Below are 17454 nucleotides of genomic sequence, written 5' to 3'. Positions count from 1 at the left end.
AGTCCGCGCCGTGGTAAGTGATCAACTCAGAACCAAATTCAGGGAAGTCGGGAAAAAGAGAAAGCAAGTCGTTCAGGAGAGAAGGAAGTCCGCCTCTCCCGCTTTCGCGCCCTGGATGAACGCGGTCATCTCGCCGGGCGTGTAGATGAGGGCGGGACCGTCCGGGTCGGCCGACTGACGGACGGCGATACGGCCGTCGGCGAGTTTCATCGCCTCCAGGCAGTTGCCGCCGTTGCCGCCGCTCCACGGTTTGTGCCAGCCCTCGCTGCCCAGTTCACGGGCGGGCATTCCGTTGTAGATGCGCACGTTGCCTATTCGCGGGTTGATGCGTTCCGGCGTGATGCGGTCCATTCACAGCTCCTTGCGGAGATCCCGGAGGATCTCCTTCGTGCGATGTGCCGTGGCGGCTTGAGCCGCCATGCGGTCCATGACCTCCAGGTGGGTCGCCACCTCGGAACGCGCGTCCAGGTAGACGGCGCCGGTCAGGTACTCGCTGTAGACCATGTCCGGGAGTTCCGGCATGGCGAATCGGAACAGCACGAAGGGCCCGTACGTGCCGGGGTGCGGACCCGAGGAGAACGGGATCACCTGCAACGTCACATGGGGCAGCTTCGTGGCCTGAAGCAACTTGTCGATCTGAGCGCGCATCACTTCGGGGCCGCCGATGGTGCGGCGCAGCACCGTCTCGTCCATCACGGCCCAGATCCGGGGTGAGTCCTCACGCGTGAGCAGATCCTGGCGCTGCATGCGCAGCGCCACATGGCGCTCGATGTCCTCGGGCCTGGTCTGCCCGATGGCCCCCGCCTTCAGGACGCCGCGGGCGTAGTCCTCGGTCTGCAACAGGCCGGGGACGAAGTGCGGTTCGTACGAGCGCAGGAGGGCGGCGGCGCCTTCGAGGCTGACGTGCATGGAGAACCAGTCGGGCAGGATGTCGTGGAACCGCTGCCACCACCCTGGCTTGTTGGCGTCCTCGGCCAACTGGACGAAGGCCTCGGCCTCCTCGTCGCTGACGCCGTACGACTTCAGCAGGAGCTGAAGGTACGGGATCTTGAGCGACACCTCGGCCATCTCCATACGGCGGACTGTCGCGGGGGCCACGCGCAGGATCCGCGCGGCCTCCTCACGCTTGAGACCCGCGCGTTCCCGCAGGTCCAGCAGTCGTCGGCCGAGGACGACCTGACCGACCGTCGGCGCGGACCGCGGTTCGCTCACGTCCCACCTCCACTGAGTCCGGACAGCCCGGTCGGCGCCGTCCGGGTTCTTCCTCGTCTTCCTCGACGATCCCAACTGGCGCCGCTCGGCTTGCTGTTGCCAGCAGTGTGCCACGCACCCCCACCGCGTCACACGGCACTCTGCATTTTTCAGAGTGAGTCTTGCCAAGTGTTCGCGGCGGGGAGATAGTTGCAAGCGTGATTCCGTCCGCGCCGTTAGGAACAGACGCCGCCGAAGACCGGTTCGGTCTCCGTGCCGCCATGGGGCAACACCCCGGAGCGACCGCCGAGCGCCGGTTCCGCTTCGAGCTGGCCGCACACCCGGGCTCCGTGGCTCAGGCGAGACGCCTGACCCGGTCCCGCCTGTCCGGCTGGGCGGTGTGCGAGGACACCTGCGACACGGCGGCCCTCGTGGTCTCCGAGCTGGTCACCAACGCGATCGTGCACGCCGCCGGGCAACGCGTCGTCTGCGAACTGCACGACGCCGACGACCTGGTGCGCATAGCCGTGTGTGACGAGGGGTGCGCTCCGGGTGAGCCGCACCCTTCCCCGCAACGGCCCGACGAGGAGCACGGGAGGGGATTGCTTCTCGTCGCGGCAGTGTCCAGGGCCTGGGGGGCCCAGGACACCGGGCCCGGTCTGCTGGTGTGGGCGGAGATCGCGCGCTCGGCAGGCCGGGCCGATGACACCGGCGACACCACCCGGGAGACCCGGCCGGACCCGGATGACCGGCACGACCTGGACGAACTGGACCGGCTCGACGCCGAGTTCGGGTCCGGGGCGGACCTGGGGCTGCCCGGCCGGCCCCGCGAAGCCCGGTCCGACCAGGGCCCGCCCGGCGCGGACACCGGCCCGCGGGCGGACCTGGGCTGGAGCGCGAAGAAACCCCCGAACGACGGTCGGGGCACGGCGGCGGAGGGATCCTGGGGGGCGGGAACCGTGGGGAACCCCCAGTCTCCCTCCGCCCGGAGCGGGAGTCAGGGTCGGGATCCGCTGGGGATTCGGGATCCGCTCGGGGCGCGGGATCCGCATCGGGAACGGGATCGGGACAGGGAACGGGAGAGCCTGTGAGTCGTACGTCTGCGGCGGGGCCTGCGACGCAGGTCCTGAGCCTGGACACGCTCGTCCGCCTGAAGCGCGGACGGCGGCAGCCCGGACCGCCGAGGCGTCTCCCCGTCCCCGAGGGCATGAAGGTGCCGCTGGGCTGCGACGCGGTGTCCGTGCCCGCCCACTTCGGACCGCTGCTGCTGTCGCGGCTGCCTCGCGTGGGCTGCGTCTACGCCGACCCGGCGCACTGGTGGTGGATTGTTCCTTCCGACTCCGATGTCGCCCTGGAGTGGCCGGCGCCCGCCCACTACGTCACGGGCGCGGTCGTGCCGGACTCACCTCAGATTCCCGGGCTCATCCACAAACCGGATAGTACGCTTCCGTATACCCCGCCCATACCTCTGTATCTGGCCCTGTGCCGGGTCACGGGAACTACACCGGCCTGGTCGCGCCCGATCAGCGCGTGAACGCCGGGGCTGCCTGCTCCTTGCCTGTTGCTCATTGCCCCTTGCTGCTTGGCCTTTGCTGCTTGGCCCGTGCTCCCTGCCTCTTGCTGCTTGTTCCTTGCTCCGCTCGCGTGCCGGGCGGAACGGTTCGCGGTGAAGGTGCCCGCGTCCAACGGCGGCTGGTACGGTCCCGCGCGCCCTCACTCGACGCCGTCGACACCGCCCACGACGACCAGGAACGCGTCGGAGGCGAGATCCATGACGACCTCCGCGGCCTGGCCCTCCTGGCGGCGCGCCTGTGCGAACTCCTCAGCGGGCCACGACCCGCGTGGTCCGCCGGCGGGAAAGCGCTCCAGCACCATTCGCCCGTTCACCCTTTACCTCCATGTCGCGCTGCTCTCCAGAGTTAAACGCCTGCCATGGGGTGAACGGCTCTGGAAGTGACGGTACTGAGACGAAGTCGACACCAGGTAGCAGGCCCGTCCCGCGACGGGCACCGCGTCGCGTCAGACCTCGTACTCGTCGTGGTACCGGACGCGCTCGCTGCCCGCGGGCGCCCCCAGGACGGAGGCGCGGCCCTTGGGCTTCTCCCACTCCTCCTGCCGTCCCAGCGCGGTGAGATCGAGGAGAGTGGCCGTGGATCCGAGGCCGTCAAGACCGCGTTCGTACGTGGAGTACGTATGGAAGACACGTTCGCGGTCACGCAGGAAGCAGCTCACGCCGGGCCGCTCGTAGGGTTCCTGTCCACCGAACGACACCTGGAAGTCGTAGTTGAATTCGCTGTCGTACGACGAGTACCAGGGCACCGTCCAGCCCATCCGGGCCTTGAAGGGCAGGATCTTCGTGTACGGCGCCCGGGACACCGCGGCGAACTCGGTTCCACGGGCCCGCAGGTGGGCGAGGTGCCCGATCTGGTCGAGGAACGCCGAGCAGCTGCGGCAGCCCGCGTCCCACTCGGGAGCGAACATGAAGTGGTAGACGACGAGTTGGTCCCGGCCCCGGAAGAGGTCCGGCAGCGTCGCCTTCCCGTCACCGCTCTCGAAGACGTACTCCTTGTCGGTCTCGACCATCGGCAGTCCGCGCCGCGCCGCGTTGAGAGCGTCACGCGCGCGGGTGGCGGCCTTCTCCTTGACCAGCAGTTCCTCGCGCGCGGCCTGCCACTCCTCACGCGAGACGATCTGCGGAAGCGTCATGTGCTCCTCCTACGGAACGGTGCCTACTCTGTGGTGGACGCCCGGGAGAAACGGAACTCATCGGAACAGCGCCAAGATTCTTCGGTGACCGGGAGCATTCGGCGCGTGCCGAACGAGCCCGTGCGCTCCGCGTTCCGAACGACCGTGCGAGTAGGCCCCCGTGAACGTCAGACCACGACGGGCCGCACGGGCGCCGCCGGCAGCCCCGCCCGCTCGCGTCGCTCGGCCAGTTCGCGGAGCAGTTCGGCGATCCGGTCGGTGTGCCGAGGCGTGAGCCGACCGGTGTCGTCGAGCTGCACGGCGCACGCCGTGGTCGTGTCGACGAGCCGTTCCAGGGTGGCCGCGACCTCGTCCGTGCCCTCGGAATGCCGTGCCAGGGCGGGGAGTTCGGCGGCGGCGAGGTCGATCGCGGCACGGGCCTCGGCGAGCGCGCGATAGGCCTCCCGGCGCAGGACCCAGCGGCCCGTACGGTCGCGGGCCGTGCCGTCGCTCAGTACATGGGCGAGATAGACGTCCGCTGCCTCGGTGGCCCGGCTGAGCCTGGCCCGTACGGTTCCGCCGCGCTGTCCGAGCGTCGGCAGATGCCCGACCAGCAGCACGATCGCGCAGGCCAGCAGCGTCTCCACGATCCGGTTCCAGGAGGCCTGCGGCTCGCCGCCGACCATCACGAGGGCGAGGACCAGGACGGTGACGACGGCGGTCTGCGCGGCGAAGTGCCGGGTGGCGACGGGGATGAGGGCGCCGCTGACCGCGACCAGGGCGACGAATCCCTCCGGCCGCGGCAGCAGGAGCGCGAGCCCCGCGAAGGCGACCGCGCCGAGGACGGTTCCCGCCGCCCGGCACAGCACGCGTGAGGCGAGCGGTCCGAGATCGGGCTTGACGAGGAAGACGGCGGTCGCGGGGAGCCAGTACCAGTGCGGGTGGTTGCCGTACCAGCGGGCGTGGTGCAGGGCCTGTGCCACCGCGACGCTCGCGCCGAAGCAGAGGGCGACCCGGATGCCGTACTCGCGCCCCGCGGAACCGAGAGCGGTGCGTACGAGTGAGACAGCGGTACGCCGCCGGGGGTGCAGGGCGTTCCCGGAGCCCCGGTCGAACGATTCGGCGGCGTACAGCAGGGCGTCGTGGAGGGCGCGCAGCGCGGGTACGACGGGTGTGCCGCTCCCGAGCGGGCCGGACCGGGCGCCGGGGACGGCGGGCGCCGGGAGCGGACCGGTGGGGGCGCCGGTGCGGACGGCGACGGCGAGCCGCCGGGGGCCCTCCGCGGCCCGTGCGGGCACGGCCTCGCCCGCCCAGGCGAGCGCGGTCGCGGCCTCGGCGAGCGGCAGGGCGGCGGCGTACTGCGCGTGCAGTCGCCGCTCGGCCGTAGAACTGGCGTATCGCCGCAGCCGTGGCCCGTCGAGCGCGTCCTGCGCGTGGTCGAGGGCCGCGGTCAGCGCGACGCGCCGCCGGGTCGCGTCGACTCCGCCCGCGGCGAGCAGCAGGTGGGCGATGGCGTCGTAGACACCGCCGACGGCGTCCCGCTCCCCGTCGAAGCGGTAGTCCCCGGTCTTCACCGCGGTCGTCGGCAGTGCGAGCCGCAGCGCGAGCAGCCAGCCGGCCCCGCCGATGAAGAGGAGCGCACGCATCCACCCCGGTTCGGGCAACGGCATCCCGGCACCGATCGCCGAGGCGACCAGCAGTTGGGTGCCGGCCCCGGAGGCCACGGGTCCGACCGCGCTGACGGCTCCGGCGAGCAGTCCGAGCCCGGTGAGGAGGAAGGTGAGCGTCACCGCGCCGGTGTGCTGTCCGGCGTACGACCCGATGAGCAGACCGGCGGCCCCGGCGAGGGCGGGCACCCCGAGCCGCTCGACGGCGACCCGCCGGCTGCCCGGCCGGTCGTTGATCCCCGTCAGCATGGCGCCGAGGGCGGCGATCACTCCGAGTGAGGTACGGCCACTCAGTACGGCCACGAGCAGCAGCGGTCCGGCGGCGAGCGCACCCCGCAGGACCGCGTTCCAGGGAACCGGTCCGCGCTGCGCGCGCAGGGCATGGGCGAGCCAGGGTGGTACGGCGAGGCGGGTGAGGCGCACGGGGCTCCTGTCGGGCGAGGGCGGGGTGCCTTCGGGCGACGTCGGCCGGGCTCGTGTCGTTACCAGGGTAGTGCGCGTTGACCGCGGAAAACGAACGCGGGGATTTCCGCGACGTGACACTTCACGGGAGGGGGACGTGACACTTCGGGAGACGGACGTGACACTTCGGAAGGAGGTGCGGGTCCGAGGAGGAGCGGGTCCGAGGGCGTAGCCGGCCCCCGGACCCTGAGATGCCGCCATGTCGCACGCCGGCACGCTTGAGGACCCAGGTCAGTCGTTATGTCGCCGCGTCCTGCCTTTGGACCACCACGCATCGAGCTGCGCGGGCTGGACTTGAACCAGCATTTCGGCGTACTGGGGCCTGGGCCCGGTCGATCCGGCGATCGGCGGCGAATACTGAGTCTGGAGCAATAGTCTGAGATTGATCACGGTCTGCCTCTGCCGAGTTGGGCTACCGCGGCGCGTGGACACTCCGTTGGCCGGAGTGCCGTCTGGTGCCGCGGGGAGGACTCGAACCTCCACTGGAACCGCGCATTCACGACAAGCTTCAGGTTCAGCTTGCGCTCCTCGCGCACCCCGGCCGTGATGCGTTGTGGCCGGGGAGTTCAGAGGCTACCCCTGTGCGAACAGGTAGCCGAAAACAGCGTCCCCGACGCGCTGGTCGACGACATCCACGCCGTTGGCCTCCTCGCGGGCGAACTTGACCGCCTGCTGCAACTTCTCGACGCGGTCGAGGAGTTCGTTCACCCGCCGCGCGGGCAGGGCGCCGGAGAACTTGACGGTGGTCCAGTAGCCGACGGGGATGTCCTCGTAGTACACCTCGACCTGGGCCGGGTGCTTCTCGGTGGCCTCGGCCTTGACGTGGTTCCGGGGGACCTTCTTCGTACGAAGGGTCCGCACCGGCTCGGTCTTCCAGGCGTCGGTGGACGGATCCCGCACCCAGGACTCGGAGGCGTCGAGGACGGGCAACTTCCTTACGAAGGTGTTGAGATCGGTGAGCTGCTTCTCGAGGAAGAGCAGATAGGACACGGGCACCTCGGCGACGAGCACCCGCCCGTCGACCTTCACGTCGGCCCTGGCCGCGCAGTTGGCCCAGTCCTTGGTGGCGGTCACGTCGAACAGCCGCGTCAGGGTCGCCGCGGTGTCCCGCAGCACGTCCTCGGCCTGCACCTGAACCCGGGTCGACTCGGGCGGCAGTTGCTCGCCCTCCTCGTCCTTCGGCTGATACGTCCGCGAGATACCGGCGAGCAACGCCGGTTTCTGCAGGCCATGATGAGCAGCCGTCAGGTCCTGATGGGACTTGGACTTGATGCCCTTCTCCACTGCGATGATCTGATTGAGTTTCGCCACGTCGGTGACCGTAGCAGCGTCGGCCGGGATGACTCGAAGGATTATTCGCACCGGACGGGGCCGGCACCCCCGACCCGGCGGGCCCGGCAGCCCCCGCGGACCGGCAGAGGAAACGGTTCGGACTCCGACTGCGGGCAGAAGTACCTTCTCGTCCACCTTCTCGTCCGTCAGGCACGCCCTGCGCGGCATAGGTGGTAATTCGGATGCGGGCGCTGTCGTCGGACCCGCATCATCGGCAGGTTGTCCGTCACCTCAAGCAGCCCTACCCGCAGCCCCACCCACAGGGAGCCCCCATGGTCCAGCGCATCACCGTTCCCAGCCTCTTCGCGCCGCCCGTCTACGCGCACGCGTCCGTCGTCGAGGCAGGGACGAAGCTGGCGTTCCTCGCCGGGTCCGTGCCGCTCGACGCCGACGGGAAACTGGTCGGCGCGGGCGATCCCGTACGGCAGGCCGCGCAGGTGCTGGCCAACCTCGACGAGCAACTGCGGTCTGTGGGAAGCGACATGGCCCATGTCGTGTCGACCGATGTGTACGTCGTCAGCGGTGAGCCCGCGGTGCTGTCCGCGGTCTGGGATGTCGTCGAGGCCTCCGGGCTGAGCATCGGCCCGCACTCCTCGACCCTGCTCGGGGTGGCCTGCCTCGGGTACACCGGACAACTCGTTGAAATCACGGCGACCGCCGTCGTCCCCGAGCCCGAACCGGCGGCCGAGATCGAGCCCGACTGCGCCTGACGTCCGCGTGCACGCCCGTGCTCGGTTGATCTCCGGATTCAGGCTCATCGCGTGCGGCTAACCCGGCAGCGGAGTCAGCCCTGCCGACTCCGCTGCCGCGCTGAGGACTTGGCGCAGCATCGCGGGTGTGAGCCGCCCGGTGAAGGTGTTCCGCTGGCTGACGTGGAAGCACCCGAAGAGTTCGACCGAAGCGGAGGCGGAGGCTGAAGTGGGCTCGGTCTCGGACGCAGACACGGGATCGGAAACGGAAACGGCGTCGGTATCGGTATCGGTGCTCTGCGGCTCCGGGCGCCGTACGAGCGTCAGCCGGGCCCCGTGTGTGAACGCCGGGCGCGGCCGAGGCACCGTCCACCCCGCCTCGGCGAAGGCCGGCAGGGCAGCCTGCCAGCCGAAGGCTCCGAGGACGACCACCGCCCGCAGCGTGGGCCGCAACAGGCCCAACTCCTCGACGAGCCACGGTCGGCAGGTGTCCCGTTCTCCGGGCGTCGGCTTGTTGGCGGGCGGCGCGCAGCGCACGGGAGAGGTGACACGTACGCCGTACAGTTCCAGTCCGTCGTCCGCGCTCACCGAGGTCCCCTGCGAGGCGAGGCCGACGTCGTGCAGCGCCGCGTACAGCACGTCGCCCGACCGGTCCCCCGTGAACATCCGCCCGGTCCGGTTGCCGCCATGCGCGGCGGGCGCCAGCCCGACAATGAGAAGGGAGGCGTCGGCCGGCCCGAACCCGGGCACCGGACGCCCCCAGTACCTCTGATCGGCGAAGGCGGCGCGCTTGGTGGCGGCCACCTCTTCGCGCCACGCGACAAGCCGCGGACAGGCCCGGCAGTCGGCGATCCGCGCGTCCAGCCGGGCGAGATCGGCGGGGCCAGCGGGGCTGGCGGAGCCATTGGGACCAGCAGTGCCGGCCGGACCTTCCACCTGACTGGCGGAGGCTGCCGGGCCTGTAGAGACTTCCCGACCGGCAGAGACTTCCGGACCCGCGGAGGCCGCCGGTCCCACTTCATTCGGGCCGCTGCTGCGCACGCCACCACCGTACGGCCAGTCCGCCCGCGCCCGCGCCGGTTCCCCGCCGCCCGCCGGAGGCTAAGTCATCTCCGCCCCGGCCGCCAGGAACCCGCAGATCAGCAGGAAGAGGATGGCGAGGAGCGGCCAGATGAAGCGCAGGTACTTGTCGTAGCCGACCTTGGCGAGGGCGACTCCGCCGATGGTGACGGCTGTGGTGGGGACCCAGAGGTTCATCCAGCCGCTGGCGGACTGCCAGGCGGTGACGACCACGGCACGGGAGACGCCCGCGAAGTCGGCGAGCGGGGCGAGGATCGGCATCGCGAGGGTCGCGTGGCCCGAGGTGGAGGGGATGAGGAAGGCCAGTGGCAGGTTCACGATGAAGACGATGATCGCGAAGAGGCTGGAGGAGGTGCCCTCCACGATGCCCTCGATGGAGTGCAGAACCGTGTCGGTGATCTTCGAGTTGTTCATGATCACGGTGACTCCGCGGGCCAGCACGATCACCAGCGCGGGTGACATGAAATCCGCGGCGCCCTGGATGATCGTCGCGCTCAGCTTCTGCTCGCCCATCCGCGCCACCACCCCGACCAGCACCGCCGCGCACAGGAACAGCGCCGCCAGCTCGGGGAAGGACCAGCCGAGTTCGAACCCGTACGGTCGCGCGTCCGCCTCGCCCGTGAGCGCGCTGGACCACGGCACGACCGAGAAGATCATGAAGCCGAAGACCAGGGTCGTGGTGACGAGGACCGCCTTGTGCAGACCGGTCAGCTCGGGAACCTCACCGGCCGCGTCCTGGGCGTGCTCGCGGTCCCCCGGCAGGAAGCCGGTGATCGATCGTTCCGGGTTCTTCTGCACCCGGCGCGCGTACCGGGTGACGTACGCGATCGTGACCGCCGTCAGCACGACCCACATCACGAACCGCAGCGCGATCCCGTCACCGAGCGAGATGCCCGCGGCGGACGAGGCCACGCCCGTCGCGAACGGGTTCACCGTCGAGCAGAGCACCCCGATGCCGGCGCCGAGAATGATCGTGCCGACGGCCACCATCCGGTCGTAGCCGAGCGCCAGCATCAACGGCACGATCAGCCCGTAGAACCCCAGTGTCTCCTCGGCGAAGCCCTCCACGGTTCCGAGCACCGAGAAGACCAGCATGATGCCCGCGATGAGCAGCGCCCCGCGCGCCCGCAGCCGATGGGCGAGGAGGCCGATGCCCCGGTCGAGCGCGCCCGTCGCGAACACCACCGTGATGAACGCTCCGATGGCGAGCACGAAGAGGAACACGCCCGCGCTGCCGTACAGCTCACCGGCGAATTCCGGGCCGACCCGCGCGGTCTTCTCGTCCAGGATTCCGTAGAGGCCGTTGACGGGCGAGAGGAAGAGGTCGTTGAGGCGGTCGACGAAGCTCTGGCCGGAGTCGACGCGGTGGTAGGTGCCCTGGATCGGCCTTCCCTCGGGCGTGCGGTCGTACTGCCCTGCCGGGATCAGGAACGCCAGCGCCCACACGGCGATCGTGACGATCGCGAGGACGGTCAGCGCACTGGGAAACGTGAACGTGCGCCCGTGCGGCGGCTCTTCGGTGTCAGGCGCCTCGGTGCCGGTCGGAGCGCTCATCGGACGTGGCGGAGGACGGTCGGCGCGTCCGGGCTCGGTGGCGGGGTCTCCCCGATGATCACAGGGGCGGTGCCGGGGAGGTCGATACGCTCGACTCGTTCCACTCCGGCGTCCCGCAGCACCCCTACGAGGAGATCGTGGGCCTCCCGCACCGGTTCGGCCGGGAAACCGGGGAACGCGACGGAGGGGATTCCAGCAAGCCGCCCCAGGTCGGCGCGGAGGCCGTCCATCGACGCGTCGACCTTCGCTGCAGTCTCCACCTCGGTACCTCGGTCCCCTCTGCTGTTCCCCGGACGGCTTCACCCGACAGCCTCGGCGCACTCGGGGGAGGCCGCATCCGGGGTGGTCCGTGCGACGGAAAAGGCATGTGGTGCACCGGACCACGGGCACTAGAGTCGAGGCATGGCTTCTCAGGGTGCTGACGGGGAGATGAAGGACGCGGGTGCGGGCGGCGCGCGCGGCTCGGACGACGCGGAGGCCGCCACGGCTACTTCCGGGGCGTCGTCCGGGGCCGCTGCCGGACCTGCCGGCGGCGAGAGCGTGCGGGTCGACGCCTGGATCTGGTCCGTCCGTCTCGTCAAGACACGCTCGATGGGTGCCACGGCCTGCAAGGGTGGCCATGTCCGGGTCAACGGCGAGCGCGTCAAGCCCGCGTACTCGGTACGCGTGGGCGACGAGGTACGCCTACGGCACGAGGGCCGGGAACGGGTCGTCGTCGTGAAGCGCGTGATCCGCAAGCGGGTCGGTGCGCCCGTCGCCGTCGAGTGCTACGTCGACAACAGCCCGCCGCCTCCGCCGCGCGAGGCCGTGGCTCCGGCGGGCATCCGGGACCGGGGCACGGGGCGCCCGACCAAGCGGGACCGCCGCGAGACGGAACGCCTGCGAGGGATGCAGGCGGGCTCGTCCGGCCCCATCAGGTCGTCCTCCGGCCCCTCCACCGGCACGACCGGATCGACCGGGTCCTCGGGCTCTTCCCGCCGCTCGGCCGGTCCCCGCTGGACCGGTCCCCCGTGGGCCGGCCCCCGCTCGCCGGGTTCGCCGGGTTCCTCCGGCCCCTCGACCTCCTGAACGCCCGGAAAGGCGACGTGCCGTCGTACGGCGTCGACGGCTCCCCCGAACCCGGGAGAGCCCTTCGTCTTCGCTCTGTCGTCACACTCGGCGTCCCACCCGCCGGCGTACCAGGCGGAGCAGTTCGGTTGTGTGACCGCGCCTGGCCCAGGCGATCAGGGCGAGCGGCAGCAGCAGGATCAACGGGGTCACCACGTACGGGCCGTGGATGACGGTGACGTTGACGATGAACGCGCCGACCATCAGTGCGCTGAGCGCCGACGCGGCCACCGAGTCCAGCAGCGGGATCAGCAGGGCGAGGCCTCCGGCGAGTTCGAGCGCGCCGATGATGTACATGCCCGTGTGCCCCCAGCCCAGCTTGTCGAAGGACTCCGTCGCCGAGGGGTGGGCGATCAGCTTGGGAAGAGCGCTCGCGAACGTGTAGAAGAGGCCCAGCACGATCTGCAGGGCGGTCAGGGAAACGCGCGCGACGCGGGAACGGGGGGTTACGGCGGCCTGAGTGGTGGTGGCGAGGGGGAGGGTGGTCTCGGACACGGTGGTCTCCTGCGGGAAGCGGGGCTGCTGCTTTCACGGAGACAGACCTGGGAACTGCCGGGAACTCATCGGCGCAGAGGGGGGTTTGTTCCTCTCGGTGCCCCCTGCCCCCTCCCCCAGCCCCGCCCCGTTCTCACTCTCGTCCTCGTCCCCAAGCGTGCCCAGGCACCGGCGGGGACGGGCATACCCCGGATGTGCCCAGGCGCGCCTGGGCATGCCCCGGTCGTGCGCCGTACCGCCCCGCCCCCGGCGCAGTCCCGCACCTCCGATGCTGATCCGCTCCCCCGGCGCTGATCCTCCCGCTCATCCCTTCACGGCCCTCACCCACACCCCGTCGTCCGTCAGGTACCGGTCCACCTTGAGTCCCGCCTCCGCCAGGGCCTCCTCGAAATCGTTCTTCGTCAGAGGGCGGGACAGAAACGTCTGGGTCCACGTGGCGTCCGGAAACGTGTACTCCGCGTGCACCGAGTTGACCCCGTCCCCGACGGGCTCGGCGGACAGGATGCGTATGACGAATCCGGACGGGTCGGTGCGCTCGCGGGGCACGTCGGTGTGCCAGTCCTCGCCCTCGCGCTGGATCAACACGCAGCCGTCGTCCGCGACATGGCGGACGCAGGTGTCCAGGAGCGCCCGCCGCACCCGGACATCGCCGGCGTGTACGAGAAACGACGCCAGCAGCACGACGTCGAACGTCTCGCCGAGGTCGAGGTCCTCGATGGCACTGCGTATCCTGCGCGCCCCATGGACGTGCTCCAGCATTTCGGCGGACTCGTCCACCGCCGTGACCGCGAACCCGAGCTCCAGGAGCGGGTGGGTCATCCGCCCGACCCCGCTGCCCAGTTCCAGGATGTGCGCGGCGGCGGGCACAGCGGCGGTGATGATGTCCGGTTCGGTTCCGACGGGCAGGCGGGTGTAGAGCTCGACCGCGCACCCGTCCGGTGTGATGGCACCGGGCCCTGTGCCCTCGTATCCCTGACGCTTCTCGATCCTCATACCCGTCCAACGGACGGCTTCCGCGGGCCTGTTCCCTCTCTCCGCCACTCGTTCGGGTGACATGTTCGAGGGACACCAGTCCGATCCGGACCCGAGACCGGTCTGCCGAACCCGGTCCGGGTCTACGGAAGGACAGGACTACAACACGAACCAGCCCCGCCCCCCGTACCAATGCCCGCCCCCGCGCAGGTGGTCCACCACCGCGCGCTCGACGCTGTTGCGCCGCGGGAGTTCGCCGAGCGGAAGCTCGGGATCGCCGAAGACGAAACCGATGGGCACCGTGTCGTCCGGGGTCGGCTCCTCGCATGTGAGGTGGAAGCGGTCCTGGAAGCGAATGATGTTGGAGTCGGCCGGCAGATACCGCTTGAGCTGCGGGTCGAGCAGCCAGGAGTTGCAGACGGCGATCTCGTGGCGCTCGTCGGGGTAGTGGCGGGCGAAGAACTCACGGGCCAGGGCGAGAGAACGGTCGCAGGCGGCCGGGGAGAGAGGGCCGCGGAAATCGGTGATGTGCAGGCTCAGGCAGGGGTCGCCGGGGTCCAGGTCCAGGCCCGCCGCCGCGACGGCAGCGGCCGTGCGGCGCCCCAGCGGCGCCCGCTGGAACTGGAGCCGGCCGAGCTGGAACAGCTCGCCGTGGAAGTGCAGGGCGATCCACCAGGGGAACAGCAGTCCGGGGCCGCCCGCCCTTCTGTGGTGCACGGACACATGGCGGCCGAGGTCGGCGAGCGTGCGCCGGGAGACGTCGTCCGGGACACCGCGCTCAAGGTGGTGGGCACGGACGTACGGAAGCGCCGCTATGAAGACGTACAGATGGAAACAGCGCCCGAGAGGTCCCGTCGTCGCGGGGAACGCGGGCGGTTCCCAGCCCTTGCCTATCTCTCCCATGTCCCGGACGAAGCGGGTGACGCAGCGTGCGAGGAGGGTCATGGCCTCCGGGTCGGCGGCCAACCGGTCGCGCAGCGCGACGAGTTCGTTGATGTGCTCATGGGGCACGGACAGGTCGAGCAGGATGTCGGGCAGCGCGTCTGCGTCCGGGAGTGACGCTTCCCGCAGGGCAGAGCTCTCGCTCTCCAGGTCTCGCAGCCACTCGGCGAGCCTCGCGTCCGCCCGCAGCTCCTTCAGCAGCACCGTTGCCTCCCCCGGCGGCCGTCGTCCGGACCGCTCTCCTTTGGTGAACGTGCACCACGAAGAGTACGTTTCCTCGTAGGAGTAGTGATCCTGATGCGTACGGGCAGTGAACCGATGACAGCGCGCAGTGCTCTGCGGATGCGCCTGTGGCTGAGCGTCTGGGGCCTGATCTGGGCCATCTTCGGGACGGTCGCGTTCACCCTGGTGGGGCGGCCGGGATGGGCGGCCGCGTGCGGTCTGCTGTGGGTGATCGTCACCGTCGACATGGCCATGATCTTGCGGCACATCAGGCAGGGCCCGCACTATCAGCCTGGCCGTGACGTCCCGCCGTACGAGCCCGTGGACGACCGGCCCGCGCGCCGGCCGCCGGAGCGCCGCCGTCCGTCGAGGCCGTCGCACCCCTGAAGTGGCCGGGCGCTCCCCCCGTCTTGCGACGGGTGCGTAGGGAGCCGTCGACGCCCGCCGGGTGCCGGCGGCCAGGTGTAGCGCGCCCGCGGAGCGGGCCGCGCACGACCGCACCGCCGGCTCGCGCTACGGGTGCCTCGCGCCGACCCGCTACGAGTCGAACCGGGCCGCTTCCAGGTACTGCGGCTTCGGGTCGAGTGCGGCCGCCAGTCTGAAGTGCCGCTTCGCCTGCTCGGGGCGTCGCTGGCGCTCGTAGGTCCTGGCGAGCGCGAAATGGGCGAACGCGTTGTCCGGCTCGCGCTCCAGGACGATCGTGAACTCGAGCTCGGCGGGGCGCAGTTGCGCGGCGGCGAAGAAGGCACGCGCGCGCAGGAGCCGGGCCGCGGTGTTCTCCGGGTGAGCGGCGACGACAGGGTCGAGCAGCTTCACCGCGCCGCGCGGGTCGCGCGCCGCGAGCAGTTGCTCGGCGGCGCGGAAGTCGATGACGTGCGTCTCCGGAGTACGTCCGGTCGATCCGCTGGTCTCGGGCACGGCAGAGTCCTTCCCTCGCTGCAAGGATTCAACGCCCCTCCTGAGGGGCGCTATTCCTGGGGCTGCCGGGCTCTGCGCACGAGATCGGCCCATACGTCCCGTACGCGCCGCTCCAGTTGCTCCAGCGGTACGTCGTTGTCGATGACGATGTCCGCGATCACCAGGCGCTTGTCGCGCGGGGCCTGTGCGGCCATGCGGGCGCGGGCGTCCTCCTCGGTCATGCCGCGCAGGCGCACGAGGCGGTCGAGCTGGGTCTCGGGGCGGGCGTCGACGACGATCACGAGGTCGTACAGCGTCGCCAGGCCGTTCTCCGCGAGCAGGGGCACGTCGTGGACGACGACGGCGTCCTCCGGGGCTTCGTCCTCCAGCGCGCGCGAGCGGGTGCCGACCAGCGGGTGCACGATCGAGTTCAGGACGGCGAGCTTCTGCGGATCGGCGAAGACGATCGAGCCGAGCTTAGGCCGGTCCAGGCTGCCGTCCGGAGTGAGGACGTCCTCGCCGAAGGCCTCGACGACCGCCGCCAGCCCGGGAGTTCCGGGCGCGACGACCTCCCGCGCGATCCGGTCCGCGTCGATCAGCACCGCGCCGTGCTCGACGAGGAGCCGTGACACTTCGCTCTTGCCGGCGCCGATACCACCGGTCAGGCCCACCTTCAGCATGCCTCGCAGCTTAGGGCCTGCCACTGACAGTCCCTCCGCCCGGGAGCCCGGGAGGAGGCGTCAGCCGTCGCCTTCGCGCTCCGCGAGGAATCGCTCGAACTCCTGGCCGATCTCGTCCGCCGAGGGGATGTCGACCGGTTCCGCGAGCATGTTGCCGCGGGTCTCGGCGCCCGCGGACGCGTCGTACTGGTGCTCAAGTCCCTGGACGAGTGCGACGAGTTCCTCGTCGCCTTCCTGGATCTGCCGGTCGATCTCGGTCTGGGTGCGGTGCGCCTCGGTCCGCAGGGCGTGCGCTATGCCGGGAAGGACCAGGCCGGTCGCGGCCGTGATGGACTCCAGGACGGTCAGCGCCGCGTCCGGGTACGGGGAGCGCGCGATGTAGTGGGGCACGTGCGCGGCGACGCCGAGGACGTCGTGGCCGGCCTCCATGAGGCGGTACTCGACGAGCGACTCGGCGCTTCCGGGGACCTGCGCCTCGTCGAAGGGGCTGCGGTGGCCGGGCACCAGATCGGTGCGGTTGCCGTGCGGGGTGAGGCCCACGGGGCGGGTGTGCGGAACGCCCATGGGGATGCCGTGGAAGTTCACGCAGAGGCGGATGGCGAGCCGTTCCACGATCTGCTGAACAGCGGCGGCGAAACGCTCCCACTCGGTGTCCGGCTCGGGCCCCGACAGCAGCAGGAAGGGCGCGCCGGTGGCGTCCTGAACGAGCCGTACCTCGAGGGTCGGCTCCTCGTACTCGGTCCAGCGGTCACGCTTGAACGTCAGCAGCGGACGGCGTGCGCGGTAGTCCACGAGCCGGTCGTGATCGAAGCGGGCCACGACCTGGTGGGGCAGTGAGTCGAGCACCCGGTCGACGATCTGGTCGCCGGTCTCACCCGCGTCGATGTATCCGTCGAAGTGGTAGAGCATGACAAGACCGGCCGACTCCTGGGCGAGTGCCATGTCGACCACGGCCAGGCCCTTCGGCTCCCATGCGTACAAACCCTGCGGATCAAGCACTGTGACCGCTCCTCCTCGTGTTCGTACTGCACAACGTGGCACGGAGCACGGACATTCCCGTCCCGTGTTCCGCACCACGGTCTCGTACCGGTTTCTCAGCCTCCACGAGCGGCCGGCGGGAGTTCCGGGCGGTGAGGGCACCGTCGGCGGGCCGCCATAGCACAGCACAGGTGTGTTACGAGGACGGCACGCGCGCGTGGAGCGCGCTGACGATGTTGCGTGCGGAGGTGAAGACGCCGTGCTGCCAGGCGTCGGCGTAGCGGAGCCGGTCGCCCGCGAAGCAGACCCGCCCGGTGGGCAGCGGGCGCCCCCGACGAGGCGTGCGCGTCGGTACGGCAAGGGCACGCACGACGGGGAGCACTTCCGGAAAAGGGCCTGCACAGAAGTGGGGGGGGGGGGGGGGGGGGGGGGGGGGGGGGTGGGGGGGGGTGGTGGGGGGGGGGGGGGGGGGGGTGGTGTGTGGGGGGGGGGGGGGGGGCG

General features: G+C 70.6%; 21 protein-coding genes. 5 read left to right on the top strand and 16 right to left on the bottom strand.

Annotated features, from left to right (window positions below; all coding sequences use genetic code 11):
- Positions 1-72: 72 nt before the first annotated feature.
- Together ACZ6KY_RS01625 and ACZ6KY_RS01620 are read right to left on the bottom strand one after the other, a co-directional pair.
- Entirely contained in the window at positions 73-351 is a 279-nt protein-coding gene (locus ACZ6KY_RS01625) for a DUF397 domain-containing protein (protein WP_469308283.1), read from the bottom strand.
- The gene (locus ACZ6KY_RS01620) at positions 352-1212 is read right to left on the bottom strand and encodes a helix-turn-helix domain-containing protein (protein WP_401325355.1); all 861 of its coding nucleotides are present in this window, start codon (positions 1210-1212) and stop codon (positions 352-354) included.
- Between the two features lie 260 nt (positions 1213-1472).
- Here ACZ6KY_RS01620 and ACZ6KY_RS01615 point away from each other — a divergent pair, with 260 nt between their 5' ends.
- Both ACZ6KY_RS01615 and ACZ6KY_RS01610 read left to right on the top strand, forming a co-directional pair.
- Positions 1473-2282 carry an ATP-binding protein gene (locus ACZ6KY_RS01615; RefSeq protein WP_469308282.1) on the top strand — a complete coding sequence of 270 codons (810 nt, stop codon included), beginning with the start codon at positions 1473-1475 and terminating at the stop codon, positions 2280-2282.
- A complete protein-coding gene (locus ACZ6KY_RS01610; protein WP_469308281.1) occupies positions 2279-2725 on the top strand; it encodes a hypothetical protein in 447 nt (148 codons plus the stop codon). The genes ACZ6KY_RS01615 and ACZ6KY_RS01610 overlap by 4 nt, the downstream gene beginning before the upstream one ends.
- A 179-nt stretch (positions 2726-2904) precedes the next feature.
- On the opposite strand, the gene ACZ6KY_RS01605 is transcribed toward ACZ6KY_RS01610, so the two are convergent.
- From ACZ6KY_RS01605 to ACZ6KY_RS01590, 4 genes are all read right to left on the bottom strand, one after another.
- Positions 2905-3078, bottom strand: a complete 174-nt coding sequence (locus ACZ6KY_RS01605; RefSeq protein WP_339128732.1) for a hypothetical protein — start codon at positions 3076-3078, stop codon at positions 2905-2907.
- Positions 3079-3210: 132 nt separating this feature from the next.
- Positions 3211-3897, bottom strand: coding sequence for a DUF899 domain-containing protein (locus tag ACZ6KY_RS01600; RefSeq protein ID WP_469308280.1), 687 nt, complete (start codon positions 3895-3897; stop codon positions 3211-3213).
- A 167-nt stretch (positions 3898-4064) separates the two neighbouring features.
- A complete protein-coding gene (locus tag ACZ6KY_RS01595) occupies positions 4065-5966 on the bottom strand; it encodes an FUSC family protein (protein ID WP_469308279.1) in 1902 nt (633 codons plus the stop codon).
- Positions 5967-6578: 612 nt separating this feature from the next.
- Positions 6579-7316, bottom strand: a complete 738-nt coding sequence (locus tag ACZ6KY_RS01590; protein ID WP_469308278.1) for a DUF7873 family protein — start codon at positions 7314-7316, stop codon at positions 6579-6581.
- 293 nt (positions 7317-7609) lie between these two features.
- Between ACZ6KY_RS01590 and ACZ6KY_RS01585 the strand changes: the two genes are divergently transcribed.
- On the top strand, positions 7610-8047 hold the full coding sequence (locus ACZ6KY_RS01585; protein WP_469308277.1) for a RidA family protein: 438 nt from the start codon (positions 7610-7612) through the stop codon (positions 8045-8047).
- A 57-nt stretch (positions 8048-8104) separates the two neighbouring features.
- Here the strand turns inward: ACZ6KY_RS01585 and ACZ6KY_RS01580 are convergent, their stop codons facing one another.
- From ACZ6KY_RS01580 to ACZ6KY_RS01570, 3 genes are all read right to left on the bottom strand, one after another.
- The gene (locus ACZ6KY_RS01580; RefSeq protein WP_469308495.1) at positions 8105-8890 is read right to left on the bottom strand and encodes a uracil-DNA glycosylase; all 786 of its coding nucleotides are present in this window, start codon (positions 8888-8890) and stop codon (positions 8105-8107) included.
- A gap of 237 nt (positions 8891-9127) precedes the next feature.
- On the bottom strand, positions 9128-10660 hold the full coding sequence (locus tag ACZ6KY_RS01575) for a YfcC family protein (protein WP_469308276.1): 1533 nt from the start codon (positions 10658-10660) through the stop codon (positions 9128-9130).
- Positions 10657-10920, bottom strand: coding sequence for a hypothetical protein (locus tag ACZ6KY_RS01570; RefSeq protein ID WP_469308275.1), 264 nt, complete (start codon positions 10918-10920; stop codon positions 10657-10659). Before ACZ6KY_RS01570 ends, ACZ6KY_RS01575 begins: the two co-directional genes overlap by 4 nt.
- Before the next feature lie 142 nt (positions 10921-11062).
- Between ACZ6KY_RS01570 and ACZ6KY_RS01565 the strand changes: the two genes are divergently transcribed.
- Positions 11063-11728, top strand: a complete 666-nt coding sequence (locus tag ACZ6KY_RS01565) for an RNA-binding S4 domain-containing protein (protein WP_469308274.1) — start codon at positions 11063-11065, stop codon at positions 11726-11728.
- A gap of 81 nt (positions 11729-11809) precedes the next feature.
- Here the strand turns inward: ACZ6KY_RS01565 and ACZ6KY_RS01560 are convergent, their stop codons facing one another.
- From ACZ6KY_RS01560 to ACZ6KY_RS01550, 3 genes are all read right to left on the bottom strand, one after another.
- Positions 11810-12262, bottom strand: coding sequence for a DoxX family protein (locus ACZ6KY_RS01560; RefSeq protein ID WP_469308273.1), 453 nt, complete (start codon positions 12260-12262; stop codon positions 11810-11812).
- 303 nt (positions 12263-12565) lie between these two features.
- Positions 12566-13255: a class I SAM-dependent methyltransferase gene (locus ACZ6KY_RS01555; protein WP_469308272.1), complete on the bottom strand. Its 690-nt coding sequence runs from the start codon at positions 13253-13255 to the stop codon at positions 12566-12568.
- 138 nt (positions 13256-13393) lie between these two features.
- The gene (locus ACZ6KY_RS01550) at positions 13394-14380 is read right to left on the bottom strand and encodes an acyltransferase domain-containing protein (RefSeq protein WP_469308271.1); all 987 of its coding nucleotides are present in this window, start codon (positions 14378-14380) and stop codon (positions 13394-13396) included.
- Positions 14381-14473: 93 nt separating this feature from the next.
- On the opposite strand from ACZ6KY_RS01550, the gene ACZ6KY_RS01545 reads away from it, so the two are divergent.
- Positions 14474-14785, top strand: coding sequence for a DUF6343 family protein (locus ACZ6KY_RS01545; RefSeq protein WP_469308270.1), 312 nt, complete (start codon positions 14474-14476; stop codon positions 14783-14785).
- Positions 14786-14935: 150 nt separating this feature from the next.
- Here ACZ6KY_RS01545 and ACZ6KY_RS01540 read toward each other — a convergent pair whose 3' ends face one another.
- The 4 genes from ACZ6KY_RS01540 to ACZ6KY_RS01525 all read right to left on the bottom strand — a co-directional run bounded on the left by ACZ6KY_RS01540 (position 14936) and on the right by ACZ6KY_RS01525 (position 17323).
- A complete protein-coding gene (locus ACZ6KY_RS01540) occupies positions 14936-15316 on the bottom strand; it encodes a tetratricopeptide repeat protein (protein ID WP_261703443.1) in 381 nt (126 codons plus the stop codon).
- 50 nt (positions 15317-15366) lie between these two features.
- Positions 15367-15975, bottom strand: coding sequence for a dephospho-CoA kinase (gene coaE, locus ACZ6KY_RS01535; protein ID WP_469308269.1), 609 nt, complete (start codon positions 15973-15975; stop codon positions 15367-15369).
- A gap of 60 nt (positions 15976-16035) precedes the next feature.
- A complete protein-coding gene (locus tag ACZ6KY_RS01530) occupies positions 16036-16974 on the bottom strand; it encodes a PAC2 family protein (protein ID WP_469308268.1) in 939 nt (312 codons plus the stop codon).
- A 175-nt stretch (positions 16975-17149) separates the two neighbouring features.
- Positions 17150-17323 carry a hypothetical protein gene (locus ACZ6KY_RS01525; RefSeq protein ID WP_469308267.1) on the bottom strand — a complete coding sequence of 58 codons (174 nt, stop codon included), beginning with the start codon at positions 17321-17323 and terminating at the stop codon, positions 17150-17152.
- Between the last annotated feature and the right edge of the window lie 131 nt (positions 17324-17454).

Source organism: Streptomyces sp. NPDC042002, from assembly GCF_055588305.1.
This window is presented reverse-complemented; position numbering and strand designations above follow the sequence as displayed.

Excerpts from the sequence above, each read along its gene's own strand:
- ACZ6KY_RS01625 (WP_469308283.1), bottom strand. The coding sequence starts at position 351 with ATGGACCGCATCACGCCGGAACGCATCAACCCGCGAATAGGCAACGTG.
- coaE (WP_469308269.1), bottom strand. The coding sequence starts at position 15,975 with ATGCTGAAGGTGGGCCTGACCGGTGGTATCGGCGCCGGCAAGAGCGAA.
- ACZ6KY_RS01565 (WP_469308274.1), top strand. The coding sequence starts at position 11,063 with ATGGCTTCTCAGGGTGCTGACGGGGAGATGAAGGACGCGGGTGCGGGC.
- ACZ6KY_RS01600 (WP_469308280.1), bottom strand. The coding sequence starts at position 3,897 with ATGACGCTTCCGCAGATCGTCTCGCGTGAGGAGTGGCAGGCCGCGCGC.
- ACZ6KY_RS01545 (WP_469308270.1), top strand. The coding sequence starts at position 14,474 with ATGCGTACGGGCAGTGAACCGATGACAGCGCGCAGTGCTCTGCGGATG.
- ACZ6KY_RS01615 (WP_469308282.1), top strand. The coding sequence starts at position 1,473 with ATGGGGCAACACCCCGGAGCGACCGCCGAGCGCCGGTTCCGCTTCGAG.
- ACZ6KY_RS01555 (WP_469308272.1), bottom strand. The coding sequence starts at position 13,255 with ATGAGGATCGAGAAGCGTCAGGGATACGAGGGCACAGGGCCCGGTGCC.
- ACZ6KY_RS01575 (WP_469308276.1), bottom strand. The coding sequence starts at position 10,660 with ATGAGCGCTCCGACCGGCACCGAGGCGCCTGACACCGAAGAGCCGCCG.
- ACZ6KY_RS01585 (WP_469308277.1), top strand. The coding sequence starts at position 7,610 with ATGGTCCAGCGCATCACCGTTCCCAGCCTCTTCGCGCCGCCCGTCTAC.